25 protein-coding genes and 1 riboswitch are annotated in these 24,453 nt (G+C 43.8%); of the genes, 2 read left to right on the forward strand and 23 right to left on the reverse strand.

Annotated elements, in window-relative coordinates; all coding sequences use genetic code 11:
- Positions 1 to 11: 11 nt before the first annotated feature.
- The 6 genes from cpaB to FOF60_RS19870 all read right to left on the reverse strand — a co-directional run bounded on the left by cpaB (position 12) and on the right by FOF60_RS19870 (position 3,224).
- Positions 12 to 713, reverse strand: coding sequence for a Flp pilus assembly protein CpaB (gene cpaB, locus FOF60_RS19845; RefSeq protein WP_192472193.1), 702 nt, complete (start codon positions 711 to 713; stop codon positions 12 to 14).
- A gap of 10 nt (positions 714 to 723) precedes the next feature.
- Positions 724 to 1,632, reverse strand: a complete 909-nt coding sequence (locus tag FOF60_RS19850) for a pilus assembly protein TadG-related protein (protein ID WP_192472192.1) — start codon at positions 1,630 to 1,632, stop codon at positions 724 to 726.
- 10 nt (positions 1,633 to 1,642) lie between these two features.
- Positions 1,643 to 2,026, reverse strand: a complete 384-nt coding sequence (locus FOF60_RS19855; RefSeq protein ID WP_192472191.1) for a TadE/TadG family type IV pilus assembly protein — start codon at positions 2,024 to 2,026, stop codon at positions 1,643 to 1,645.
- The gene (locus tag FOF60_RS19860; protein WP_192472190.1) at positions 2,023 to 2,544 is read right to left on the reverse strand and encodes an A24 family peptidase; all 522 of its coding nucleotides are present in this window, start codon (positions 2,542 to 2,544) and stop codon (positions 2,023 to 2,025) included. The genes FOF60_RS19855 and FOF60_RS19860 overlap by 4 nt, the downstream gene beginning before the upstream one ends.
- A gap of 127 nt (positions 2,545 to 2,671) precedes the next feature.
- Positions 2,672 to 2,863 carry a Flp family type IVb pilin gene (locus FOF60_RS19865; RefSeq protein WP_192472189.1) on the reverse strand — a complete coding sequence of 64 codons (192 nt, stop codon included), beginning with the start codon at positions 2,861 to 2,863 and terminating at the stop codon, positions 2,672 to 2,674.
- A gap of 16 nt (positions 2,864 to 2,879) precedes the next feature.
- Positions 2,880 to 3,224, reverse strand: a complete 345-nt coding sequence (locus tag FOF60_RS19870; protein WP_192472188.1) for a DUF192 domain-containing protein — start codon at positions 3,222 to 3,224, stop codon at positions 2,880 to 2,882.
- Positions 3,225 to 3,317: 93 nt separating this feature from the next.
- Positions 3,318 to 3,404: riboswitch (cyclic di-GMP riboswitch) on the reverse strand.
- Positions 3,405 to 3,820: 416 nt separating this feature from the next.
- Here FOF60_RS19870 and FOF60_RS19875 point away from each other — a divergent pair.
- Complete coding sequence (locus FOF60_RS19875) at positions 3,821 to 4,204, forward strand: SET domain-containing protein (protein ID WP_192472187.1); 384 nt, start codon at positions 3,821 to 3,823, stop codon at positions 4,202 to 4,204.
- Positions 4,205 to 4,257: 53 nt separating this feature from the next.
- On the opposite strand, the gene FOF60_RS19880 is transcribed toward FOF60_RS19875, so the two are convergent.
- The 10 genes from FOF60_RS19880 to FOF60_RS19925 all read right to left on the reverse strand — a co-directional run bounded on the left by FOF60_RS19880 (position 4,258) and on the right by FOF60_RS19925 (position 15,087).
- Positions 4,258 to 5,721, reverse strand: coding sequence for a PAS domain-containing sensor histidine kinase (locus tag FOF60_RS19880; protein WP_192472186.1), 1,464 nt, complete (start codon positions 5,719 to 5,721; stop codon positions 4,258 to 4,260).
- 129 nt (positions 5,722 to 5,850) lie between these two features.
- Positions 5,851 to 7,263 carry a protoporphyrinogen oxidase gene (gene hemY, locus FOF60_RS19885; protein ID WP_192472185.1) on the reverse strand — a complete coding sequence of 471 codons (1,413 nt, stop codon included), beginning with the start codon at positions 7,261 to 7,263 and terminating at the stop codon, positions 5,851 to 5,853.
- 628 nt (positions 7,264 to 7,891) lie between these two features.
- On the reverse strand, positions 7,892 to 8,689 hold the full coding sequence (locus FOF60_RS19890) for a DUF2705 family protein (RefSeq protein ID WP_192472184.1): 798 nt from the start codon (positions 8,687 to 8,689) through the stop codon (positions 7,892 to 7,894).
- 15 nt (positions 8,690 to 8,704) lie between these two features.
- Positions 8,705 to 9,502 (reverse strand): ABC transporter permease subunit, encoded by a 798-nt coding sequence (locus FOF60_RS19895; RefSeq protein WP_192472183.1) that lies wholly within the window; start codon positions 9,500 to 9,502, stop codon positions 8,705 to 8,707.
- A gap of 3 nt (positions 9,503 to 9,505) precedes the next feature.
- Positions 9,506 to 10,390, reverse strand: coding sequence for an ABC transporter ATP-binding protein (locus FOF60_RS19900; RefSeq protein ID WP_192472182.1), 885 nt, complete (start codon positions 10,388 to 10,390; stop codon positions 9,506 to 9,508).
- 28 nt (positions 10,391 to 10,418) lie between these two features.
- A complete protein-coding gene (locus tag FOF60_RS19905) occupies positions 10,419 to 11,048 on the reverse strand; it encodes a TetR/AcrR family transcriptional regulator (RefSeq protein WP_192472243.1) in 630 nt (209 codons plus the stop codon).
- A 139-nt stretch (positions 11,049 to 11,187) separates the two neighbouring features.
- Positions 11,188 to 11,814, reverse strand: coding sequence for an arylformamidase (gene kynB, locus FOF60_RS19910; protein WP_192472181.1), 627 nt, complete (start codon positions 11,812 to 11,814; stop codon positions 11,188 to 11,190).
- 19 nt (positions 11,815 to 11,833) lie between these two features.
- Positions 11,834 to 12,664 carry a tryptophan 2,3-dioxygenase gene (gene kynA, locus FOF60_RS19915; protein ID WP_192472180.1) on the reverse strand — a complete coding sequence of 277 codons (831 nt, stop codon included), beginning with the start codon at positions 12,662 to 12,664 and terminating at the stop codon, positions 11,834 to 11,836.
- A 15-nt stretch (positions 12,665 to 12,679) separates the two neighbouring features.
- Positions 12,680 to 13,966 (reverse strand): kynureninase, encoded by a 1,287-nt coding sequence (gene kynU, locus FOF60_RS19920; RefSeq protein ID WP_192472242.1) that lies wholly within the window; start codon positions 13,964 to 13,966, stop codon positions 12,680 to 12,682.
- A gap of 152 nt (positions 13,967 to 14,118) precedes the next feature.
- Positions 14,119 to 15,087: a hypothetical protein gene (locus FOF60_RS19925; protein WP_413632906.1), complete on the reverse strand. Its 969-nt coding sequence runs from the start codon at positions 15,085 to 15,087 to the stop codon at positions 14,119 to 14,121.
- Positions 15,088 to 15,337: 250 nt separating this feature from the next.
- Here FOF60_RS19925 and FOF60_RS19930 point away from each other — a divergent pair, with 250 nt between their 5' ends.
- Entirely contained in the window at positions 15,338 to 16,465 is a 1,128-nt protein-coding gene (locus FOF60_RS19930) for a CAP domain-containing protein (RefSeq protein ID WP_192472178.1), read from the forward strand.
- Between the two features lie 561 nt (positions 16,466 to 17,026).
- Here FOF60_RS19930 and FOF60_RS19935 read toward each other — a convergent pair.
- The 7 genes from FOF60_RS19935 to ribE (FOF60_RS19965) all read right to left on the reverse strand — a co-directional run bounded on the left by FOF60_RS19935 (position 17,027) and on the right by ribE (FOF60_RS19965) (position 24,445).
- The gene (locus tag FOF60_RS19935; RefSeq protein WP_192472177.1) at positions 17,027 to 18,268 is read right to left on the reverse strand and encodes a S8 family peptidase; all 1,242 of its coding nucleotides are present in this window, start codon (positions 18,266 to 18,268) and stop codon (positions 17,027 to 17,029) included.
- 260 nt (positions 18,269 to 18,528) lie between these two features.
- Positions 18,529 to 19,338: a zinc transporter ZupT gene (zupT, locus tag FOF60_RS19940; RefSeq protein ID WP_192472176.1), complete on the reverse strand. Its 810-nt coding sequence runs from the start codon at positions 19,336 to 19,338 to the stop codon at positions 18,529 to 18,531.
- 419 nt (positions 19,339 to 19,757) lie between these two features.
- The gene (locus tag FOF60_RS19945; RefSeq protein WP_319801544.1) at positions 19,758 to 20,639 is read right to left on the reverse strand and encodes a peptidylprolyl isomerase; all 882 of its coding nucleotides are present in this window, start codon (positions 20,637 to 20,639) and stop codon (positions 19,758 to 19,760) included.
- Positions 20,640 to 20,648: 9 nt separating this feature from the next.
- Entirely contained in the window at positions 20,649 to 21,851 is a 1,203-nt protein-coding gene (locus FOF60_RS19950) for a S1C family serine protease (protein WP_192472174.1), read from the reverse strand.
- Positions 21,852 to 22,078: 227 nt separating this feature from the next.
- Positions 22,079 to 22,549, reverse strand: coding sequence for a 6,7-dimethyl-8-ribityllumazine synthase (gene ribE / locus FOF60_RS19955; RefSeq protein WP_192472173.1), 471 nt, complete (start codon positions 22,547 to 22,549; stop codon positions 22,079 to 22,081).
- Between the two features lie 34 nt (positions 22,550 to 22,583).
- Entirely contained in the window at positions 22,584 to 23,777 is a 1,194-nt protein-coding gene (locus tag FOF60_RS19960; RefSeq protein WP_192472172.1) for a bifunctional 3,4-dihydroxy-2-butanone-4-phosphate synthase/GTP cyclohydrolase II, read from the reverse strand.
- Between the two features lie 11 nt (positions 23,778 to 23,788).
- On the reverse strand, positions 23,789 to 24,445 hold the full coding sequence (ribE, locus tag FOF60_RS19965) for a riboflavin synthase (protein ID WP_192472171.1): 657 nt from the start codon (positions 24,443 to 24,445) through the stop codon (positions 23,789 to 23,791).
- Positions 24,446 to 24,453 lie beyond the last annotated feature (8 nt).

Consider the following 24,453-nt stretch of genomic DNA (forward strand, 5'->3'; position numbering starts at 1 on the left):
CTCCATCTTCTTCAATCTTGATCGCTGTCGCCCGCTGCTTCTTTTTCCGTTATGACTGGCCGCTTATGCAGCATGAAATGGATATTGCCTTGTTCGGCTGAATTGACAAGTTTTAAGGCATCCGCCGGCTTAAGTTCTACCGTGACTGACGTATATTCGGCATAAGGTTCTTGTGTATCCTCAGGCAGGACCATTTTCCGCCCAACCGCCAGTACCCTTGCTTTTTCCAAAATGATTTTAGACTCAACTTTCCCTTCCTGCCCCGGAAGCTTTTTAGAGAACATAATGTCGACTTCATCTTCAGGTTCAATCAGGTTCGCAGTTGATTGATTTAAATTAACCCCTACAGAAACTGCACGATAGCCATCCCTGACTTTTCTCGAAACATAGATATCTTCTGCTGTCTGGGATCCCAGCCGGTGGGAAAGGATTGGCTCGCCTTGCTCAATCTCAGCGTTCGCCAGCTTCCCTTCAACATCGCCAAAGCTTTTAATAGAGTTGGCGTGCAATGCCTTTTCAGGAACCATGGCAGTTTCCAGTTTTGCAGAAGTGATTTGCTCATTTTTCTGGATTTTCTCTTTGGCGACAACAATCTCCACCAAATTACTATTCATCGCCTTTTCAGCTTTCACTTGATTCATATATTGAAAGAATAAAAATGTCGTTACTATGCCCATTACTAATGCGAGGACCAAAACAAGCTTTGACCGCATATTTGATCACCTACTCCGTTATTCGAATGCTGTATGCGCCCTTAAAGGCGGCTGTTTCCCCTTCAAAACCCGTTCCTGCGCGTTTGATGAAAATCCCCTTGATTGAAGTGTCATGGCTGTCCATCGGATCCGTAATGTAAAAGTAAGCGAATCCAGTGATTTTCACTTCTTTTACCTGGTTTACATCGTGGTTATAAGGCTGATAGACAGGGACAAGCAGGATCCGTGAGCAGTTTCTTGAATGAATATCCCTTGGCAGTTCTGGACACGAATTCACTTTCTCCTTGACCACTTCCCTTGTTTTACCGGCAATATTACCTGTTTGGGTGATGACGATATCCCCTACAGAAAGCTCGTTTTGATAGCCGTTGCGGAGGTTTTCTTCATACGGCCGGGCCCCTGTATCGCCCAGGGCAAGGACGCCGAAATTGCCATATTCCACTCCGCCAGTATCCACTTTCAGCTGGTATTCCTTATTAAACTCCAAGGGGATGCTGTCATCGATGCCCAGCGGTGCTGCCCCTTCTGCCCGTCCCATCGTTCTTAACTCGGCAGCAGAATGCGCTTTGACATCGACAGTTTCAAAGCCAAGTAGTTTTGAGAATGCGAGATCTACCTTTTTGGATAAATCAATACCGACTTTCTTCTCCATGTCTATTGATATATTGTCTACATTTGAGCCATCTTTATGGGCTGCAACGATGCTTCGTACCACCTCTTCAACCTTCGCTTCATTGTTTGTCAGCTCCTGTGCTCCAGAAAGGACAGCAGCATTAGCCGTTTTCTGCAGCTCTGCCTTCGTCATATATACCATCCCGCCGTCAATTGCAAGACCGGCCATGCTAAGGATGACAAACATTGAAAGGGCCGCCAAAAGTATGGTGTTTCCTGATTCATCCGCTAACCATCTTCTTGCCATTTTTTCCTCCTCACTCCACTCTGATCGTTGACTCCGCCTTAATCGTCAAGGATGAAGAAAACAGGCTGGATATAAACGGAGTGAAAAATTGATAAGGATATTCCAACTTCACAGTTATATAGTCACCAGCAACACGCCCTGCTTCTCCAGGAGAAATAGTGATGGCCAGTTGATCAATTTCATTCAGCTGTACATAATCCCTGGCAAAAGCAGTGACTTCGGAATCACTTTTACCGAGACCTCCCACCCTGACGGTTTCCTGGGCCGCCATATGAAGATGGGCATAAGAATACATAATCCTTCCGAAATCCAAAATGCCTACCAACAGCAATAAAAGAACCGGCAGAACAAGGGCCGTCTCAACAAGTGATTGCCCTCTCTCATCACGTCTCAAAGCAATCCTCCCCCAGCTGGAAACACAATGGCAGCCAAAGCTCCAATCGCGATGGCCACCCCATATGGATAGGTGGTGTTCAAGGCTTCCTTATCCAGTCCAAGCGGGACTTTCATACCGCTGCGCAGCCCGCCAAGGAACATGCCGATCTGCTTTAGCCTGTTTATAGCACCCTTTCTGAAAAACAGGATGATCAGCGCTATAATTCCTCCAGCCAGCGCCATATAAACAGCCGCCGTCAATACAAATACAGCTCCCTTTAAGCCTCCAACCACCGCAAGCAGTTTCACATCCCCAGCTCCCATCCCTCCAAGCAAATAAGGGATCAGCAAAATAGAGAAACCCACTGCTGTTCCTGCAAGTGCAGAGGTGAGGCCAGCAATTCCACCAGTAACTGAATTCAAAACCAGTCCCGCCAGTAAAAACGGCAGCAGCACCTTGTTATAAATCTTCCGTTCTCTCAAATCGGTTATGACACAAATAACTATTAATGCGATCAATAAAAAGTCGACTAACATCGATCTACCTCATTTCAGTGAGGAGTTTTAAAAAAGCCTCACGTTTCTCAACGCGAGGCTGTTTATTGGTGTACCTCTGACTACAACTTATAAGTGAATGTATAAATGTATCAGTCAATAGTAACGATTATGGTGTAGGAGGAGTATCATTTCTTCCGGTTACTGCTGTAGTTACCTCTTCAAACATAGCTAGAATCTCTTCACGTAATAAAGCCAACACACCAACAACCGCTACCGCAATAACTCCAAGTACCAAACCGTACTCAGTCATACCTTGTCCTTGTTCTTCAGTGAATAGTGCTTTTAGTTTTGCTTTCATTGTTTAAAACCCCTTTTCATTTTATTAGTTTGATAGAATGACCGACTTTCGTTCCGCTATTCCGGATCGTGCCTTCTGGAAGCTCGAAGACGGAATATGCACCTTTGCAGCGCTTTCCCATTTTCGCAGGCTCAAGTTGTTCGTCCGCGCCTACAATTTCGTCGTTCTCGTTGATGTAAAGAACATCGATGGAATAGTTCATAAAAAAGGTATGGATGGACCGGCAGGGTTTTATATAGAGACTGTGTCCTTCTGGCAAGCTTTCTGTCAGCATCAACCCTTTGAATCTGCTGAAAAAGGTATCTGCTATTTTTACATCCGCTGCCAATTCTTTGCCGTTCGATTCGTTCACAAGTCTCATTTCGCTTTTCACCTCCGACTGTACAAAAATAACCCCGCCTTTACCGAAAGGGGGGTTCGCTGAATACATATTTCATGTAATTCACCCTGATCTTTCGGTAGCTGGCTGGCTTAGCAATGGTTTGCCGTAGCCCCTTTAGCTTTGCGTCGCTGGTTTTCACCAGGTTTGCCTTTATCGAGAACCAGTGTATATCCGACTGATCTCTTACCCACATCTTAATTTGAATCATTCTTCAACAAAATCCATCAAAAACCCTGATTTTTCTAAAAATTTAACCAGGTATTTTTGCTCAGGAAAAAGAAACTACTTTTCCGATAGATAGTTCTTAAATCACAATTTGGGTGGTTAACAATTTTCTGTTGTGAATAACTTAACTGTACAAAGCTTTTATTGTGGATAATTAGGCATGCTTCCTTTTAAGTTTTATAGGTATAATGTTATATTTTCTGTGGATTTTTCTGTCTTAACTAGGCCATAAACCACTGGATGTTCTTGAAATAAATATAGATTTTATAATTAATTTGCATTTCTTTAAAAAAACCGTCATGCTAAAAGAGGAAGTAACAACAATGTAATAGAGCGAGCAGGTGAAAAAAATGATTGAAGTTAAAACTTCTGAAATTAGCGATGGGGAATTCAATAGAGGGATATTCGCAACTCGTGATATTGCAAAAGGCGAATTGATCCATGAGGCTCCCGTGCTATCGTATCCGAACGACCAGCATGTCCATATCGAGAAAACGGCGCTGGCGGATTATGCCTTCGAATATGGCATTAATCATTCTGCTATCCTTCTCGGATATGGAATGTTATTCAACCACTCATACGAGCCTAACGCAACGTATGAAATCAATTTTGACAATCACACATTTGATTTCTATGCCTATCGTGATATCAGCGCCGGGGAAGAAATTTTCATTAACTATAATGGGGAAGAGGATAATAACGACCCATTATGGTTCAACAAAGAAGAAGAGTAACACGAAAACGGCTTCCGATTCAGGAAGCCGCTTTTTTTATGGTTCTCTCTGCCCTATGTCTCCAAACATTCCAGTTCAACAATCACTGTGGTCCCCTTACCCTCTTCACTTATGATCTTCATTGTTCCATCATGCTCCTGGATGATTTTATTGCTCACCGTCAATCCAAGTCCAATCCCTTTATCTTTTGTCGTATAAAAAGGCGTCCCAAGGTATTTAAGCCGGTCTGATTCGATGCCTGTTCCTTCATCTGAAATGCTTATCTGCACCTGACCCGAATCTTTCATCTGAAGGTCAATATGAATTTTTCCGCCTTCAGGCATGGATTCAATCGCATTTTTCAGGAAATTTAAAAATACCTGTTTTAGCTGGTGTGGATTGCATGATAGCATCAGATTCTTTTCTGGATAATGAGTGATGATTTGGACATTATGCAACAATGCTTGCGGGTGAATGATTTTGATAGTGCTGTCCAGGATTGACTTCAGGTCTCCCTTTACAAACTTTACCGCCTGCGGCTTTGCAAGTGACATGAACTCATTGACAATCGTATCGATCCTGTCGAGCTCATTCATGATGATAGCCAGGTAATCCTCCTGCTTCTCCTTATCGAGACATGTCTGCAATAATTTTGAGAAACCTTTTAATGAAGTAAGCGGATTGCGAATTTCATGAGCTACTCCTGCTGCCAGCTGTCCGGTGACAGAAAGCCTGTCGAGGTTTCGGATCGTCGCGTCCTGCTTGACACGGTCGGTAATATTCCGGCCGACACTGACAAATGACTCTATCTCTTTTCTCTCATTGTAAATCGGTGAAAAATTGTACTCTGTGTAAACCGTGTTTTGATCACAAGTCGTAAACTTCTTCCGTAAAATCTGGGGTTCACCTGTTTCTAAAATTTCCTTCAACTTTTTATCAAGAATGACATCTTCTTCAGGAGTCAAAAATTCACTCAAGCTCTTGCCGACAATTTGCTCTGGCTTCAGACTGATTACTTTTTCATGCGAGGGTGAAGCGTATACAATCACTTTATTCTTATCAATCACCTTGATCATATCAGTCGTATTCTCGGTGATCAATTCGTACAATTCCCTCGTTCTATTCAGTTCACGCTCCATGTTCACCATTTTGGTGATGTCACGGTAAATCGCAATGATAGCGATGATTTTCCCGTGCTTATTCTTGAACGGAGAGTAGGAGACCGCAATATCCAGCATGGATCCATCTTTGTGATATCGCTGTGTTATCATATTTGTAAAAGCTTTTCCATTCTTGACTTGGGCTATGATTCCTGGAACAAAATCAGGGTTCGAGAACTCATAAAAAGTTCTTCCAATTAAGTCTTCTTCTGTATAGCCGAATATTTCGGTATACTTTTGGTTTATTCTTAAAAATCGATTCTCCATATCGACAATAGCAAATCCATCAGCTGTGCAATCCAAAAATAAACTTAGCAGTTCATTAGGATTATAGATTGTTTCATCATCTGTTCCAAATATTGGAAAACTACTACGCATAGAGATCTCCCCAAACTTTTTAAGCTTCTAGCTCTATTTTACAGAAGATTTAGATATTTAAAAAGAAATATTTGGCTTTCACACTATTAAAAGTAAAAAACCGCTACCTTTTAAAGATAGCGGCAGATATTACTTGGAAGTTAGATGGCTGATTACTTTCACCACCGCAGATTCCGCCTGGTCGATACAGCCGGGGATGCCCACGCCCTCGAATGACCCTCCTGCAAGGAAGACGCCAGGAAGTTCCTGGCTAAGCTGCTTTTTTACCTGGGCGATTCTTTCAAGATGCCCGACCGTATATTGCGGCATCGCTTTTCTCCACCTTGTTACGACATGGAAGAGGGGTCTAGCAGTAATGTTCATTGTCTTATTCAAATCTCTTAAAACCAGTTCCACAATCTCCTCATCTGACAAATCCACTGCTTCCTGGTCATTCGGTTTACCGACATAACATCGGAGCAATGCCATATCATCAGGAGATGTGCCAGGCCATTTCTTGTGCGTCCAGGTACAGGCAGTTATCCTGAAATCGCTGTTCCTTGAAACGAGGAAGCCAGTTCCGTCGATATCTTTCTCGATTGCGGATTTTGGGAATGCCATCGCGACATTTGCCACGGAATTGGACGGCATATCTTTAAACTGGTCCATAAATACGTAATCGGAAAGCATCCGCTGGGCATGAAAATGATCAGTGGTAATGACAACACTGTCCGCTGCTTCCACTTCTCCAGTTTCGTAGTGAACTTGATAGGTATTTCTTGTCTTCACTACCTTCTTTACAGCCGTGCCCTTCATAACAGTTCCCTCTTCCAGGCGGCTTTCAACCCGGTGGATCAACTCTTCAAGGCCCGTTGACAATGAAATGAACATTCCCTTTTTTGAGCCAGGTTTTTGGGCAGTTTTCGGGGGCTTCGGCATCGATTTGTTCAATCCTATCACCAGGCTGCGATGCTTCTGCTCAATTTCATAAAAGTTCGGGAACAAGGACATCAGGCTCAGTTCATCAATATCGCCCGCATAGATACCTGACAATAATGGATCTATCAGATTATCGACCACCTCATCACCCAGCCGATGACGGAAAAAGGCACCAAGTGACTGGTCTGCTGTCGGTGCTCCTTTTGGTAAAATAAAATCTCCTGCTGCACGCAGTTTCCCCAGCGGTGAAAATAATCCTGATAACGCAAACGGAGTTACCTTCGTCGGAATCCCCATGAAAGATCCTTCCGGCATTGTATGAAGCTTGCCCCTAGCGTAAATATAGGATTTCCCGGCTGTGTTAGAAATGATTTTATCTTTGAGGCCAACTTCTTCTATCAATCTCGTAGCACTTTTCTTTCTCGCTATAATCGAATCCGGGCCTCTTTCAATAACGAATCCATCCCGCTTCTCAGTGCTGATGACACCACCAAGGCGTTCGCTGGCCTCAATCAATTTCACTTTAATGGGTAATTGCTTTTCCCTGGCTTCCTTTTGCAGGTAATATGCTGTTGCCAGCCCAGTGATCCCGCCGCCAACAACAATGACCTTCTTTTCATCCATTCCGCTCACCTATTCTTTAGTAGTGTAATGTATTGTATCGATTATCCTATTTTTTAATTAAGTAGGTATGTGAAGTTTTTAACATATTTAAGTATAGCACCCAAAATGAAAAGGATGATGGCTGTTTTTTTACTAAAATGTGAACGAGGAATTTGAGAAAAGCCCTGTGTGAAAACTAGTTCGTGCAATTTTGCAGAAGCGGATGCATTTTCATGGACCTTGGTAGAAATAAAGATATTTCCTTCGCTGGAGCTAGATCTTTTATTGAAATGTACCCTTATAGCAGACGTAAACCTCGCATAAGGGTACATTTAGCTCTTTAATGTACCCTTATACAGACGTAAGCCTCGCATAAGGGTACATTTAGCTCTTTAATGTACCCTTATAGCAGACGTAAACCTCGCATAAGGGTACATTTAGCTCTTTAATGTACCCTTATAGCAGACGTAAACCTCGCATAAGGGTACGTTTAGCTCTTTAATGTACCCTTATAGCAGACGTAAACCTCGCATAAGGGTACGTTTAGCTCCTTTATGTAACCTTATAGCAGTTGAAAGCCTCACATAAGGGTACGATTCCACACTTATGGGAAGTGACCCCCCGCATATAGGTGTGTTTAGCTCAGGAATCATATATTCATATCTCTTTTTCTGTAAAAAACAAAGGTCACAATGGTGAGCCCAACCAGCAGCACGAAGGAAATCACTAGATACATAGGATCAAATCCGCCTTCCTCTAAAATCAGCTTTGCATCATAGTATTTGAATGGAGTCAGGAATTTCAATCCTTCCAGCTTTTCAGTCAAATCAATTGCGATTGACAGAATGAAGAGGATGAGCAGGATTCCTGTTGCCAAAGATGTGGCTTTTTTGGCGTTCTTTAAAACAGCAGCAATCGCAGTCCCAATTACTAGGAAAAGCAACTGAAGAATAAGCATTCCGACCATCAGCAGAGTAATGTCCCCCAATATGTCCTCCCCTTCAGCATATTTCTGAACCATGCCGACGGAGGAGGCGAAGGTCACAAGATTAAAAATCAGGATATTGACCAAAGCCGCCAACAGCTTGGACGTGATCATTTTCGTTCTCGAAACAGGTTTGACCAGCAGGAACTCTACCGTTTTGTCTCTCTCTTCCTTGGCGATGATATTCGATCCGAGCATCGCTGCATGAATGGCTCCCATTACGGCCAGATACAAGAAAAGGACTCCAAAATAACCGATGGGTGTCGACAGATCGAGCGAACCTGTACCCATGATTGCCTGGAGCGATTTAGGCATGTCGGCCATCAGTGCATTCATTGATTGCCCGGTCCCTTCCAGGCTAGAAAACTTGCCCATGCCCGAAGCGACCATAAAGATGACACCGATGCTCCAAATGATGAGCGACTTGAGATTTGCTTTCATTTCCCTTTTAAAAAGATTCAAGATTTTCCCTCCTCCCTAAACGGAATGGACATCCTTTTTACCGTACAAATAATAGCTGGCCGAGACCGCAGCTATGATAACCAGCGTACCGGTTACCAGAAAAGAAGTTTCATAGCTTGCATGCTCCGTGATATATGTCGAGTCGAAATAATTGAAGGGTGTTAAGTAACGCAAGGCTTCATCCTCCGTTGTCGAACTGATCATTCCGAGCATGAAAAATCCGAACACAGTACCGAGCGAAACAGAGATTACCGATTTTATTTTAGGAAAAATCACTGAAATGACGATTCCCAGCGCCATAAATATAAGCTGAAGAAAGAATAGGGAAATCGAAATCAGGAATAAGGCTTCTTTGTTAAAATCGTCCCCAGCCACGATCGATGCCATCATAAATGTCGCTGCGATAAAAACGATATTGGTGGTAACCAGGGAAACCAGCGCGGCCAGCAGCTTCGAAGTAACGACCTGACCCCTTGTAACTGGTTTTGTGAGCAGGAAGTCTGCTGTCTTCTCCCGGGATTCCTTCGATAAAATCGAGGTTCCCAGATTCATAGCCTGAATGGCGCCCGCCAGCTTCAGGTACAGGAACGCATACGAGAAAAAACCAATCAATGTCGCAATGCTGTCCACCGACAATCCAATCGCTTTTCTCAACTCAACCGGGAAACCTTCAAGCAGCTTCTTGAATTCTTCCGCATCCTTTGAAAAGGAAGGAAACATCGATAAAAACAACACCACCAGCGCCACCAATGACAAGGTCCATATCATCGTCGATTTCCGGTATGCCTTCAGTTCATGAAGGAATATATTCATGACCTATTCCTCCTTTTCATAATAATGCATGAAAATCTCTTCAAGGTCAGGCTCCTCCACCCAGAGGTTGGCGACCTCGATTTCCGCGATTTTTTTCATGATGGAGTTGATGTTGCCCCTGAAAAGGAAGCTGATTGTTCCGTCTTCCTGCTCAAGCTGGTTCACACCTTCAAGATCAAAGAGATTTTTATCGATTCCGGATTTGGATTCGATTTTGAATTTCTTGTATGTGTTTTCTTTTAATGTGCTGATTTTTTCAACAGTGACAATCCGCCCATCCTTTATGATGGCGACCCTGTCACACAGCCTTTGCACCTCGCTGAGAATATGGGAAGAAAACAGGATTGTCGCGCCTTTCTTGTTTTCTTTTTCTAGAAGGTCAAAGAACTTCTGCTGCATCAGCGGATCAAGGCCGCTCGTCGGTTCATCAAGAATGATCAATTTCGGTTCGTGCAGCAGCCCCTGGACAATGCCGACCTTTTTCTTGTTTCCAAGCGAAAGGTCATCGATTTTCTTCGTCAAGTCCAGCTCCATGATGTCAGCAAGCTCCTTTATCCGTTTGGTGCAATCCTTTTTGTAAAAGCTTGCCGAATACTTGAGCAAATCCATGACCTTCATATTGTCATAGTAAAACACTTCAGATGGCAGGTAACCGATATCCTTTTTGATTTCCGGCGCAGCCGTAATGATGTCCTTGCCGAAGATCGTCGCGCTGCCGCTGGTCGGATAAATCAATGACAGCAGCGTCCGGATCGTCGTCGATTTCCCCGCGCCATTCGGGCCGATGAAGCCGAATATCTCCCCTTCTTTCACATCGAAGCTGACATCCTCAATTCCCCTGGCCTTGCCGTACATTTTTGTCAGATTGTTAATCTCAATCACGTTCATGCCAGACCCTCCCAGATACTTTTCTTTTTTATAAACTTTTGTAAAACGCCTTCTTCATCATATCTATGTACACTTCGGCTTCTTTGAATGCCTCATCGAAGTTGGGCTTTACAATATTCAGTCTTTTAGCTTTTTCCAGTTCCTGACTACTGAAGCCCTGGAGCGTCCACATGATGATGTTGATGGCTCTTTGGATATCGACTCCTTCCCGGAACCTGGTGGTGTCGATATTCTCGAATAACCGGCTGTAGCTTGCCTGGATCAGCTCTGTATTTGTGTTATTCAATATTTCCTTTACTTCTTCCGCGGTTTCCATGGAAGCAGCAACCGTGAATTCGAATACTTCCGGATGCTTCACCATCAGTTTGTTTTTCAAGATCATCAGCGTTTTCATCCGTTCAAAAATGTCGCGCTCATTTAGGTCCAATTCATTAAAGAACTCTTCTACCATCACATGTGTAAAGTGGTTATAAAGGAACAGATATAGTTCTTTCTTGTTTTTAAAATAATGGAAAAGCAGTCCTTTCGAGATACCTGCTGATTTAACCATTTCATTCGTAGAGGCATTTTCGTATCCTTTTTGGGCAAACTCCTTGAGAGCAGCGTTGAGAATACGTTCCTGTTTTTCAGGATTCAAGCTTAAGAATTTCGAAGACATCATGACCTCCTAAAAAACTACTTTATTGACCAAACTGGTCAACATCATTATATTCCTCATTGACCAACCTGGTCAACAACAACCATAGTATATTTTTCGACAGAAAAAGGGCTGCCCAAATCTAGGCAGCCCCTTCATCCTATTCTATTTTCCGAACCACAGCTCTCACAGGACTGCCGTCTGCCTGTTCCAGCGGCAGAGGCAGTGCAGCGAGCTCGTATTTTCCTGGTTCAATTTTATCGAGTACCAGTCCTTCAAGAATATGAATACCCTGGTTGTTCAATTCATGATGGGCATTCAAATCCTTGCTGTCCAATGGATCCACCGATGGCAAGTCAAGACCAAGCAATTGTACACCATGTCCAGCAAGATAGGCAGCCAATTCAGCCTCGATATGCGGAATCGACTCCGGGAATACAGTCTTATCCTGCCAAGAGTCGGTCCTGATCAATAGACGTTTCACTCCGTTCAGATCCACGCCTTGCAGCTCTTTCATTCCGATACTTTCAGGCTTCTTCACATGAATCACAAGAGCAGGTCCAATGTATAAGTTGAAATCCAGCTCAATTACTTTTTTGCCATCGTTTTCGAAATGAAAAGGCGCATCAATGTGTGTGCCGGTATGCGTACTCATTTTCACCTGGCCGACATTCACGGAGCCGCTTTCTTCCATTCCCCAGCTCACTTCATATTGAAATGGTGTGTCACCCGGCCAAACGGGAATGTTATTATTTAAAACCTGCGAAATATCAATCCAATTTCCCATACTTTTTCCTTCTTTCTTTTTATAGCTTCGTCCTCAGGCTCCATAGCTCAGGGAAGAATCTGTGATCGACGACCTTTTTCAAATAGGATACACCGGCAGAGCCGCCTGTTCCCGTTTTGTGGCCGATGATTCGTTCGACAGTACTCATATGGTTGAAGCGCCATAGCTGCTGCTGGCTGCCGATATCGACAAGCTTTTCTGCAAGCTCATACAGGTCCCAATATTGATCGACGTTACGATACACCGTAAGCCATGCTTCCTCGACACTGGCATTTGGTTCGTACGGAGCAGACCAATCACGATTTAGGGCCGCTTCATCTATCGGCAGGCCGCGCATCGCCATCGCACTGATCGCTGCATCATAAATCGACCGTTCATGCAGCGCATCCTCCATTTGTTTATACAGTTGTGGATCATGTTGGTAAACAGACAGTACATGTGAGCTTTTTTGGCCAAGAGCAAATTCAATCAATCGGTTCTGGTAGGATTGGAACCCTGATGAATGGCCAAGCTTGTCTCGGAACTCCATATATTCAGCCGGAGTCAGCGTCGACAAGACACTCCATGACTGGATCAGCTGCTGCTGGATCCTCGACACCCTTGAGAGCATCTTGAAGCTCGGCTCCAGGTCATTTTTACGGATGCAGTCAATCGCCGCGCTCACTTCATGTAAAATCAGCTTCATCCACAGTTCGCTGGCTTGGTGGATGATGATGAACAGCATTTCATCATGGTGATCCGACAGGCGCTGCTGGCTGGATAAAATTTTATCTAATTGTAAGTAACTGCCATAAGAAAGCTCTTTTGAAAAATCAGTATGAATTTGATGTGTTTTTTGCTCTTCCTTCATTCCCGGTCTCCTCCCCTACGCCACAACTCCGCGCTCATTGCTGAATTTCTCGTATAATTTATCTTCCATGATTTCTTTTAGAATCTGGACAGCATTCCAGACGTCAGTATAGGAAGTGTAAAGCGCCACAGGTGCAAGGCGTACGATGTTCGGAGCGCGGAAATCAGGAATGATTCCTTTTTCCTTCAAAGCCTTGCAAATCCTTGCTGCTTCTTCATGCTCGAGACTGACATGTCCGCCCCGCCGGAAATCTTCTGTTGGACTGCCGATTTTGAAACCGGCATCGCCAAGCTCCTGCTGAATCAGGTCCATTAGATATTGATTGATACTCAAGGATTTTTCACGGATATTTTGAATTCCCGCCTCGGCGAACATCTCCAATGATCCAAGCAAAGGAGCAAGACTCAATACATGAGGGGTTCCAATCTGGTAGGCCCCCGCATTTTCAGCAGGTGTCAGCACATGCTCCATATCAAACTGTTTGTCTTTTCTCGAACCGAACCAGCCTGCAAGTCCCGGCTTCGCGCCAAAATGCTTTGAATTCACATAAAGGCCTGCTACGGCTCCAGGTCCGCCATTCAGATGCTTATAGCTGCACCAATAAGCAAAGTCGACTCCCCAATCAGAGAAGGCATGCGGAATCGCGCCAATGGAATGGCAGCCATCGAATCCAATCAGGATACCACGTTCATGAGCTGCTCTTGTCAACCGCTCCATATCAAGTATTTGCCCGCTGCGGTACAAAACAGTCGGCAGTACCACAAGCGCAATTTCTTCCGTCATTGCCTCAATGATATCGTCCTCATCAAGAAATCTTCCGTCCCTGCTCTTCACCCTGACCAAATGCGTATCATGATCATAGCCATGGATCCGCAGCTGGCTTTGAAGCGCATAGATATCGGAAGGGAAATTCAATTCGTCTGCGAGAATTTTTGTTCTTCTGCCTTCCGGCTTGTAAAAGGTAGCCACCAGCTGATGCAGGTTGACTGTTGTGGATCCGCTTACAATGACCTCCTTTGGTGCAGCACCAACGAGCGGAGCAGTCAATTCTCCAAGTTTTTCAGATAAATAGAACCACGGATGGTTGCCATCCATCCAGCCATCGATGCCCAGTTCGCGCCAGTCAGCCAGTGATTCAAGCAGTGTCTGTTCAGCCCTCTTTGAAAGAAGACCAAGCGAGTTTCCATCAAGATAAATACGATCAGGTTTCAGATAAAATTCATCCCGGTAACGGGCCAGTATATCTTCGCGGTCAAGCTCTGCGGCAAAGTCCGCATCAGGTTCAAAAGAATAAGGCTTCATCATCATCTCTCCCATCCCATTTGCAACTAGAGAAATCGTAACAAAGAACAGAAGCAAGCGTCAACAAAAGGTCAGATAATTCTAAGAAATGCAGAAACGCTGTGGTCAGTTGTTTTTTTAGAAAAGAAAAAACAGCCTCCATTGAAGGCTGTTTAAGCGAAACGATAATAGATCAGCACAAAGGTCGAGAGAACGAAAATGAAGTTCAAAAAGATAAAAACGAACTGGTCCACCCTTGTCTTATGCAGCTTGATTGGCGGGTTATAAAAGGAAACTCCTTCGATGATGAAGATGATCAGGACAATATGGATCATGAAATGGCCGATGATTTCTGTAAAGCCGAATAACATGGTCGTTAAGATAAAGATGACCGTGACAACAGCACCTAATACACGATTCAAAATACCGACGACCAGCAAATAGCCGACAACAAATTCAACAAAAGCTGCCATCACGATAAATGCTGCTGGATCAAACCCGAAAGTAGGCACCTGGTGGTTTGCGACGATATCAAGCGACATCGTAGGGTACACCCATTTTTCAACAGCGACCCAGCATAGGGAAAGCCCCGTCCCCAAATACAAAAACGGAAAGCCAACCTTCTCCAGCTTCGTTTTGCCAACAAGCAGCACACCGATGATTGCCACATAAAAACCGTAATCAAGCATATAGAAAATTCCGTACTCTACAGTCACCATAAAGAATAATATCAGTAATATGGCCGCCCCAATTTTTGTTGCAATGTGATGCGGCACAAGGAGCAGGGCAATTGTAACCCACGCTAAAATCGTCATCAAGGTGCTGTCCAGGTGGAACTCCGGTGCAAATAAGGTACCGTTAATCACCTGGATGATCAATGCCAGGGCTGTTCCGTATTTTAATAAATATCTGGAGTATTTCCGGAAGCCTGATAGGAAATCATCCCACTTTTTGATTAGCGGCCATTGGGTCATTCTTGGGATGATTAACGTCAGTGACGCGAGCACCACAGCCGCGAGAAGCGCTAGCCCCATAAATAACGGTGATAAAATGTTTTCAATACTTTCTTTCTTAGGCGCCACTTCGGTAAACCATTTTACATGGGCATCTGTATAAAAAGGTGTCAGAATAAGTCCAATCATAATAATAATTTGTGATAGTTTTTTCAATATAAGACCCCCCGATAATATAAACACTATTGGAATAGTAATAATACTACTGATCCATAAGAATTTAGCATACGAGTTATGAACATTATGCGAAACATTTCACAACCGATGAGCTTGGATAGTTTTACATACAAAGTTTGCCCTTCCGCAAGGGTAGTATGCTTTTTTAATCAAGTATTAATGGGTATATTGGTGATAAGGAGTAAAGGATGGTGAAAAAGCCTTGGGACGATTATTTTCCCTTTTGATTTTAGGAGCCCTGCTTTATTTTGCATGGCCATTTTTAACGAATGAAAAAGATCTTCAAAATTTAAATAATGAAATAAACAAAATAAAAGAAAACCCTGAGCTCAGCAAAGCACTGGAAACAGTCAATAGCGGGATCAATCAGTTGTTATGGAAGCTTGATGAGAAGAAGGAAGAATTGACAAAGGATGAACAAAATCTTTTGCCGAAAGTGGCTAAACCGGAGCTGGAGACCCCTTCTGAGAAAACCTTTACCATCCATAATATCGGAATTGGTGATGCGAAGGGCGAAGTTGAAAAACAGCTTGGCAGCCCTAAACGGGTTTCCGTGAACGAGTATGGAACCGAGTGGCATGCCTATCACGAGAATTTCCAGAACTTCATCCTGGTTTCCTACAGCAAAGACGGGGTTGTAAATGCTTTGTATACAAACCAGGATTTGATCGCGGCCAAAAATGGCCTAAAGTATGGCGCTCCGAAAGAAACAGTGCGTCAGACTCTTGGTGAACCACTTGGCGAAATCAGAAAGGGCCTTGTTTATTACCAGTTCCAAAAGGACCAGGACTATGATGTCTATCAGTTGGACGACAGTTATGTGACGGTGTTTTATGATAAACATAGAAATAATAGTGTCGCTGCAATCCAGATTGTCAGCGAAAAATTGGAGCAAAGCAAGGCAGACTTTTATACCGAATCTAGTGAGGCATTGAAGGAAGGCTTTGAATATCAGCTGTTTGACCTGACCAATGCTTCAAGGGTGGTTCACGGGTTGGGGATTCTTACCTGGGACGATCAGGTCAGGATAACTGCCCGCAAGCACAGTGCCGATATGGCGGAAAACTCGTATTTCAGCCATACTAACCCTGAAGGACAATCGCCTTTTGACAGGATGGAAGAGGATGATATTGCTTTTTCCGTCGCCGGAGAGAATCTCGCGTATGGACAATTCAGCAGCATTTTCGCCCACGAAGGCTTGATGAACTCGCTTGGCCATCGCGAAAATATCCTGAAGACGGACTTCAAACTGCTCGGAGTTGGCGTCGCCTTCGGTCCGAAGCATGAGCCTTATTTTACCGAGAATTTTTATACGAAACGAAAGTTTTAAACCGAGTCAGATTGGCTCGGTTTATTTATTTTTGGCTGGAAAAAATCGCGGATAATTTCCAGTTCGCTATAAAAAGCTGAAATTCGCTATATAAAATTGAAATTCGCTATATAAAATTGAAATTCGCTATAAAAAAAGAAAAGTCGCTATATAAAGTTGAAATTCGCTATAAAAATGAAAAAGTCGCTATAAAAACATAAAATCTCAATACGAAAGAGAGAGTTCACTATATAAAATCCGTATTCTCTCTCTATAACAAAAGTTTTGGCGATAAAATCGGCTGCCCCTTGTTAATTTTCATTAAAATGCCATTCATTTCATGCCTTTTTCTTCATTGAAAAAATTTTATTGGCGATTTTCACAACTTTATTAGCGATTTTTAATTTTTATTGGCGAAAAACTAAATTTATTGGCGATTTCTATAATTTATTGGCGAAAATCAGATTTTATTGGCGAACTGGAAATTCCGGGCGTTTTTTTCCAATAGATGCAACCCAGAATACAGTAAAAAACCGCTCAATCGTCATCAGACAATCAAGCGGTTTTCTACACTACTACTATTTATTTCACACGAGGGAAACCGAAGCCTGATGCATAGTCATCACCAGATGCTGCTCCTGATCCGCCAAGGATGTCGTTCGCTTTTGCGCGGTTCTGAAGTTCTGCACGAAGTTGGGTATGGCTCATGTTTGGATTTTCAGCCCAAATTTTTGCTGCCAACCCGGATACGTGCGGAGTCGCCATTGATGTTCCGCTGATTGTGTTATAAGAACCGTCATACCATGTGGATTCAATCGCTCTTCCTGGTGCGGATACTTCCACATCAAGCTCACCAATCACATAGTCACCGTCAGTAAGCGGGTTACCGCGGGATGAGAAGTCTGCGACACGGTATGTACCGTTTTGCTGGACATCCTCTAAAGCGGCAACAGCTACTGCATTTGTTAGGGCACCTGGATAACCAATTGTATTGGCATTTGGTCCGCTGTTACCAGCAGCTGCAACCACAAGGACACCTTTTCCATAAGCATAGTCAACTGCATCAGCAATCATTGCGCTCTTGCTGCTAGAACCGAGTGACATGGAGATGATTACCTTTGAGCCAGTACGCGACGCTTCGTCTGCAGCATGCCTGATTGCTCCGGCGATATCATCCGAATAGCCTGAACCTCTATCGTTCAATACCTTATAAGCCCAAAGGTCGGCATCCGGTGCCACTCCGTAAATTCCCAAGCCTGTTCCGCCATGAGCAAGGACTGTACCGGCAACATGGGTTCCATGGCCATTCTTATCGGAACATGAATTATTGACAATCGGTGATTTACGCTGTGTGAAATCCTTACATTGTTCATCGCTGCCAGCTAAATCAGCATGGTTTACATTGACCCCTGTATCGAGGACGGCTACCTTGACGCCAGCTCCGCCAGATGTGGCCTGTAGATTATTATCATTATAGATTGCTTCCATACCCCATGGAGTTTGATCAGTTGGTGCTGCCTGTGCGCCAGAACCCGGCTTGGCTTCCAACTGTACCTGGGAAACTGTTTCTACTTGTAGATTCTTATTTTTCAATAGTGCCTGGTATTGCTTGGCATTGACTGTTGTTGTAAAACCTTTCGCTCCGAAATCCCATCTCTTGCCGTACTGATCTTTTGCCTTAGCTTTTTCAGCCGCAGGACCCTGGACCAAAACCCGGTATGTATCCTGTGCCTCTGGTGCCTGGCCAAATGCCCCAGCCGTAAACATAGATAGACCCATTGTCATGCTTAGTAGTGCTGCTCCCAGTGCTTTTCTTTTTTTCATTCAACCACTCCTCTGCATTTTATGGTGTTGCTGGTTTTACAAAATCTATTATATTTAAAATATTCTGATAACATCAATATGCTAATCTGTTCATTTTTAAGTCTTTAGAATCAGGTAATTCTGCACGTTTACATAAAAGTCACAAGCATATTTGACTATTTTAAAATTTTCCCAATATCGAAAGCACTAAAAAGAGTGACCATTTTTTTACAGGTCACTCTTTCAGATTGGAAAATAATAGGATTTTAAGCACTTGTTTTTTAAATGAACAGAAGCAAGCTAACTGCCATGACAGCCATACCGGCAACCAATCCATAGATGGCGAGGTGGGATTCGTCATATTTTTTTGCGGCCGGCAATAATTCATCGAGTGAGATGAACACCATGATACCCGCTACAGCTGCAAAAATGACCCCAAACATAATATCATTCAGGAACGGCATCAAGAAAAGGTATGCCGCAAGTGCGCCGATCGGTTCGGAAAGACCGGAAAGAAATGATAGTTTAAAAGCTTTCTTTCTATCGCCAGTCGCAAAATAAACTGGTACGGAAACAGCGATTCCCTCTGGGATGTTATGAATGGCGATCGCTATGGCAATTGCCACACCCAAAGCAGGGTCCTGAATTGCAGAGGTGAAGGTGGCGATCCCTTCCGGAAAGTTGTGGATTCCGATTGCCAGAGCTGTGAAGGTGCCCATTTTCAGCAGGGCCGCATCATTGGCAGCTTTTGATGGTGCATTCATGTCCTCGACCTTTTTCAGTTCATGTGGATTTCCTTGCTTGGGTATGAACTTATCGATTAATGCAATCAACAAGATTCCTGCGAAAAAGCCACCCACGGTTGCCCAGTTTCCTGATTGTACCCCCAGCGCCGATACAAGGGAATCCTTCGCTTTTACGAAGATCTCGATCATCGATACATAAATCATGACTCCAGCTGAAAAACCAAGCGCTAGTGACAGGAACTTTGTATTGGTCCTCGATGTGAAAAAGGCGAGTATACTTCCGATGCCGGTGGCAAGACCTGCGAATAAAGTCAAACCGAAAGCAAATAAAATCTCCTCTGTCATTTTTATTCTCCTTTGAATATGAATTTAACCTGACCCGTGTAATTATCAAGAAGGAAAACAATAATTCTTAGTTTATGCAACTGCTTGAAAAAGTTTCACATTCAGGGATAAACCTTAATTGATGGACTTACTCTAAAGTGTTTCCTTAAGGCAACTTTTTGGGTGCAGGAGTCCTTTGTAAAAATAATATATGCGCGTAGGTCAAAAAGTTTCCTTTGGTAAACATTTTATCGCATAGGAAACTTAACCTGCAACTAAATTGTTTAAGAATTTTTATAATTTGTTGATAGATATCGAACTTTTACATGATATCACTTAGATATTAGCAATAGAATTCGACATGCCGGGATAGATTGCCTCCTGGTGACGGAGTCAAGGAACAAGAAAACCCCTGCAAATACTGCAGGGGCTCAGGACAACTATAGATAACTTTTAATTTCATATTCTGCTTTTTTCTCCTCCAGCCAGTTCGGGTATTCTGCCTGGATTCTCTGGTCAAATAACAATTCTTTAATTTCATCCTTATGATCATCAAACTTTGCGGCCTTCGCAGCTTTTTTATCAACAAGCTTGATGATATGGTAGCCAAACTCCGTTTTTACCGGTTCACTGACCGCACCGGTTCCCAAAGCGAATGCTGCCTTCTCGAATTCCTCAGCCATTTCTCCTTTTTCGAAATAGCCGAGGTCGCCGCCGTTATCGGCATTGCTTGTATCCGTTGAATACTCTTTTGCCAGTTCAGCAAAGTCCTTACCACTATTAAGCTCTTCCTTGATTTTATTGGCAGTCGCCTCGTCTTCTACTAGTATATGGCTCGCTTTCACCTGCTCTTTTTCATCAAAGGAATCTTTATTTTCCTCGAAATATGACTTTAGTTCCTCCTCGGTTACATCGATAGAAGAACCCATCATTTTTTCAGCGAGCAGATATATTTCGATGTCCTCTCTGATTCTGTCCATTGACACTTGGTTTTGCTCAAGCGCAGCCGTAAAGGCTTCTTCACCGCCATATGATTCCTCAAGCTTCGCCAGCTCTTCATCTATCTCATTGCCGGTCACCTTCACCTTTGCCTTCGCCGCTTCCATTTCAATCACTTTATTTGTGATCAGCGAATCCAAAATATCAGGGCCATACATTTCGGTCAGTTTAGTATTAAGTTCTTCCTTGGTGATCTTTTCGCCATTAACGCTTGCCGCTGTTTCTGTTTTTGTAAAAGCTGTCGCAAAGATTAAGAGAAGAACTAAAACGATCACTCCAAATATAATCGGCAGTTTATTGTTTTTCATAAAAGCACTCATCATTTCCCTCCATTATTCAGCGCTTGAAGCAGACAGATCAACCTTCAAGGTTTGCTGTTTGCCATCACGGTATATTTTCAATTCGACATTGTCGCTCTTTTGAATTTTCGTATACATGTATCTTCTTAGGTCACTCGCCTGTTCCACTTTTTCATCATTGATTCCAACGATGATATCCTGCTCCTGAAGGCCAGCTTTGGCTGCTGGAGAATTGGGGTCTACGTAAGTAACCATCGTACCTGACTCGATACTGTCAGGAAGATTCTCAAGATACATATCTGGTATTTGCGCCAGATCCGCAAGGCTTACACCCAGATACGGGCGTTCTACTTTCCCCTTTTCTATCAGCTGGTTGACGATCGGCAAAGCCTCGTTGCTTGGAATCGCAAAGCCTAGGCCTTCCACGCCATTCTGCGAAATTTTCAAGCTGTTGATGCCTATCACCTTGCCATTCGTATCGATTAACGCACCGCCGCTGTTGCCCGGGTTGATTGCTGCGTCCGTCTGGATGACATTCATTTCCCATTCCCCGGCAGAAGTCGGTACTGAGATGGACCGGTCTACCGCACTGACAATTCCCTGCGTTACCGTCCTCGATAAATCAAGGCCAAGCGGGTTTCCTATCGCAAGCACCTGGTCTCCAGCTCTTAAGACTGATGAATCACCAAACTCGATGACATCCGCTGCTTTGCCTGCGTCGATTTTAACAACCGCTAAATCAGTCAATGCGTCGGCTCCAACAACCTCTGCCGCAACCTTTTCCCCATTATATAAGCTGACTTCCACCTTGGATGCCCCTTCAATGACATGGTTGTTTGTCACAATGAAAGCACTATTGCCTTTCTTTTTAAAAATTACCCCTGATCCAGAGCCGCTTTCTACACTGCCCTGACTTTGGGTAAAAGGATTGTTTTCTGACTGGATGTTGGTAATGCCCACAATCGATTTTGAAGAAGATTCGATAATATCAGCAATTGAGCCAGAACTCTTTGTTGAAGTTGGTGTCGTTACGATGTTTGAGTTACTTTCCGTGGCTGTTTCCGTTTGAGGCTGAAGCTGATTTCCTGCATCTGCTTCTGTAAAATTCACAGCCGCGAGTGTAATCGCCGAGCCGACCACACCTGCCATGACAGTCGAAAGTACACTTTTGAATCTATATGATTTTTTGACATGTTCCTGTTCTTGATAACGGGAATGCTGTTCAAATTCATTCATGCTTTTTTCCTCCTCGATTCTAACTTGTCTTCATCTTAACCAGAAATTATGAACAAATTATTAACAAACTGAGGCAAGGATTTTAAAATATGAGGAAGATTTTACGTAAAGGGGGAATGGATGAAGCCACCCTTTTTGTTGGGGTACTTGAAGGGCTATGCGGCGGGACATTAATCACCCAATAAAAAAACTGCAGACAAAATTGTCTGCAGCTTCACTAAAATCTTTTACATTTCAATATTTTTCATCAAATTAGCCATTTCAATCGCGGACATTGCAGCGTCCCAGCCTTTGTTGCCAGCTTTTGTGCCGGCGCGTTCAATTGCCTGCTCGATTGTATCTGTTGTCAGAACTCCGAAGATGACAGGTACTCCTGAATTCATCGCAGCCGCTGATACACCTTTTGCTGTTTCATTGGAAACATAATCGAAGTGTGGCGTGGAGCCGCGGATGACTGTGCCTAATGTGATGACCGCGTCATACTTATTGCTTTTTGCCATCTTTTGCGCAACCAATGGGATTTCGAAAGCACCTGGAACCCAGGCAACATCGACATTGCTTTCCTCGACACCGTGTCTTTTCAAAGCGTCCTGTGCACCGCCCAAAAGCTTGCTTGTGATGAATTCATTAAAGCGCCCGACTACGATTCCGACTTTAAGACCCGTTCCTACTAAATTACCTTCAAATGTTCTGTTCATGTCCTATTCCTCCAATTAGATGGTTTAATTCCCATTAAAAATTCAGCAAGTGACCTAATTTGCTATGCTTTGTTTTTAAATAATTTTCGTTTTCTTCTCTTGTTGGCATCTGGATTGGCACCCGGTCGACCACTTCCAGGTCATAACCCTTAAGCCCTTTGATTTTCCTTGGATTGTTAGTCAGCAATTTAATTTGCTTGATGCCAAGGTCTTTCAAAATTTGGGCGCCAATTCCGTATTCGCGAAGGTCTGCACCAAATCCCAGTTTTTCGTTGGCCTCAACGGTGTCATAGCCCTCTTCCTGCAGCTTATACGCCCGCAGCTTGTTCATCAAACCGATGCCTCTGCCTTCCTGGCGCATGTACAGAAGAACACCGCGCCCTTCCTTGTTGATCTGGCTCAATGCTGCATGAAGCTGCGGGCCGCAATCACAGCGGAAGGAACCAAATACATCGCCAGTCAAACATTCAGAGTGGACCCTTACAAGCACCGGTTCATCAGGGTCGATTTCTCCTTTTACAAGAGCAATGTGTTCTTTGTCATCTACTACATTTGAATAACCGACTGCCTTGAAGATTCCAAACTCAGTAGGAAGATTGATTTCAACCTCTCTTTTAACCAACTGGTCCTTCCGATTGCGGTATTGAATGAGATCCTTGATTGTAATCATTTTCAGCTCAAACTGGTCGGCAATCTTGCGCAGCTCCGGAACCCTGGCCATGGTGCCATCTTCATTCATGATTTCGCATATGACCCCGGCAGGCTTGGCGCCGCTCATCTTAGCCAGATCGACAGCCGCCTCTGTATGGCCAGCTCTCCTTAATACTCCGCCTTTTTTGGCTACGAGAGGAAAGACGTGGCCAGGCCTTTTAAAATCAGCGGCCTTTGACTCTGGGTCGAGCATGCTTAATACAGTGGCCGAACGCTCGAAAGCGGAAATCCCAGTTGTCGAATACTTATGGTCAATGCTCACGGTAAAAGCTGTGCCATGAGGGTCGGTATTTCGTGAAACCATCGGCAATAAATCCAGCTTCTGGGCTAATTCCTGTTCAATCGGTACACAAATCAATCCCCGGCCGTGTGTTGCCATGAAATTGATGACATCCGGTGTCGCCTTTTCTGCCAGAGCGATGAAGTCTCCTTCATTCTCACGGTCTTCATCGTCACAAACAATGACTACATTTCCTTGCATGAGTTCATATATAGCCTCTTCAATTGGATCAAACATTTACATCACCCTCACATAAACCCGTTATCCTCTAAGAATTGGGCTGTAATATTGTTGCCGCGTATTGGTGCTGACGGAAGCTGGTTGCTCAAAAAGTGCCCTACATACTTGCCAATCATGTCACATTCAATGTTGACGATATCCCCTTTTTCCTTGAACCCTAAGACTGTATCTTTTAAGGTGAGCGGAATCAACGATAGAGTCAGGCTGTCTTCTGAGACTTCAAAAACAGTCAGGCTTGTACCATCGACAGCGACAGAGCCTTTCATGATGACGTATTTCAGCAATTCAGGATCCACTTGAATTTCATAGTAAACAGCGTTCTCAATTTGCTTTTTCCCTTTGATGGTTCCGACACCATCCACGTGGCCGGCGACAAAGTGCCCGCCGAACCGGCCGCCAGCTGCCATTGCTCTTTCCAGGTTTACCTTTGATCCTCGTTTAACGGATTTCAAGCTTGATGCTTTGACCGTTTCAGGCATGACATCTACTGTAAATCTATTCTCTGTAAAGGAGGTGACGGTCAGGCACACCCCGTTAACAGCAATACTGTCTCCAAGATGAACATCAGTCAGGACTTTCCTTGCGTCAATCGTCAGGACAAACGACTCGCCGCTATGCTGGATATTGGCGACAGTCCCTATTTCTTCAATTATTCCTGTAAACATATAAACCT

Source organism: Mesobacillus jeotgali (assembly GCF_014856545.2).
Classification (GTDB): domain Bacteria; phylum Bacillota; class Bacilli; order Bacillales; family Cytobacillaceae; genus Mesobacillus.

Excerpts from the sequence above, each read along its gene's own strand:
- cpaB (WP_192472193.1), bottom strand. The coding sequence starts at position 713 with ATGCGGTCAAAGCTTGTTTTGGTCCTCGCATTAGTAATGGGCATAGTA.
- FOF60_RS19850 (WP_192472192.1), bottom strand. The coding sequence starts at position 1,632 with ATGGCAAGAAGATGGTTAGCGGATGAATCAGGAAACACCATACTTTTG.
- FOF60_RS19860 (WP_192472190.1), bottom strand. The coding sequence starts at position 2,544 with ATGTTAGTCGACTTTTTATTGATCGCATTAATAGTTATTTGTGTCATA.
- FOF60_RS19865 (WP_192472189.1), bottom strand. The coding sequence starts at position 2,863 with ATGAAAGCAAAACTAAAAGCACTATTCACTGAAGAACAAGGACAAGGT.
- FOF60_RS19870 (WP_192472188.1), bottom strand. The coding sequence starts at position 3,224 with ATGAGACTTGTGAACGAATCGAACGGCAAAGAATTGGCAGCGGATGTA.
- FOF60_RS19875 (WP_192472187.1), top strand. The coding sequence starts at position 3,821 with ATGATTGAAGTTAAAACTTCTGAAATTAGCGATGGGGAATTCAATAGA.
- FOF60_RS19880 (WP_192472186.1), bottom strand. The coding sequence starts at position 5,721 with ATGCGTAGTAGTTTTCCAATATTTGGAACAGATGATGAAACAATCTAT.
- hemY (WP_192472185.1), bottom strand. The coding sequence starts at position 7,263 with ATGGATGAAAAGAAGGTCATTGTTGTTGGCGGCGGGATCACTGGGCTG.
- FOF60_RS19895 (WP_192472183.1), bottom strand. The coding sequence starts at position 9,502 with ATGAATATATTCCTTCATGAACTGAAGGCATACCGGAAATCGACGATG.
- FOF60_RS19900 (WP_192472182.1), bottom strand. The coding sequence starts at position 10,390 with ATGAACGTGATTGAGATTAACAATCTGACAAAAATGTACGGCAAGGCC.
- FOF60_RS19905 (WP_192472243.1), bottom strand. The coding sequence starts at position 11,048 with ATGTCTTCGAAATTCTTAAGCTTGAATCCTGAAAAACAGGAACGTATT.
- kynB (WP_192472181.1), bottom strand. The coding sequence starts at position 11,814 with ATGGGAAATTGGATTGATATTTCGCAGGTTTTAAATAATAACATTCCC.
- kynA (WP_192472180.1), bottom strand. The coding sequence starts at position 12,664 with ATGAAGGAAGAGCAAAAAACACATCAAATTCATACTGATTTTTCAAAA.
- kynU (WP_192472242.1), bottom strand. The coding sequence starts at position 13,966 with ATGAAGCCTTATTCTTTTGAACCTGATGCGGACTTTGCCGCAGAGCTT.
- FOF60_RS19925 (WP_413632906.1), bottom strand. The coding sequence starts at position 15,087 with ATGATTGGACTTATTCTGACACCTTTTTATACAGATGCCCATGTAAAA.
- FOF60_RS19935 (WP_192472177.1), bottom strand. The coding sequence starts at position 18,268 with ATGAAAAAAAGAAAAGCACTGGGAGCAGCACTACTAAGCATGACAATG.
- zupT (WP_192472176.1), bottom strand. The coding sequence starts at position 19,338 with ATGACAGAGGAGATTTTATTTGCTTTCGGTTTGACTTTATTCGCAGGT.
- FOF60_RS19945 (WP_319801544.1), bottom strand. The coding sequence starts at position 20,639 with ATGATGAGTGCTTTTATGAAAAACAATAAACTGCCGATTATATTTGGA.
- FOF60_RS19950 (WP_192472174.1), bottom strand. The coding sequence starts at position 21,851 with ATGAATGAATTTGAACAGCATTCCCGTTATCAAGAACAGGAACATGTC.
- ribE (WP_192472173.1), bottom strand. The coding sequence starts at position 22,549 with ATGAACAGAACATTTGAAGGTAATTTAGTAGGAACGGGTCTTAAAGTC.
- FOF60_RS19960 (WP_192472172.1), bottom strand. The coding sequence starts at position 23,777 with ATGTTTGATCCAATTGAAGAGGCTATATATGAACTCATGCAAGGAAAT.
- ribE (WP_192472171.1), bottom strand. The coding sequence starts at position 24,445 with ATGTTTACAGGAATAATTGAAGAAATAGGGACTGTCGCCAATATCCAG.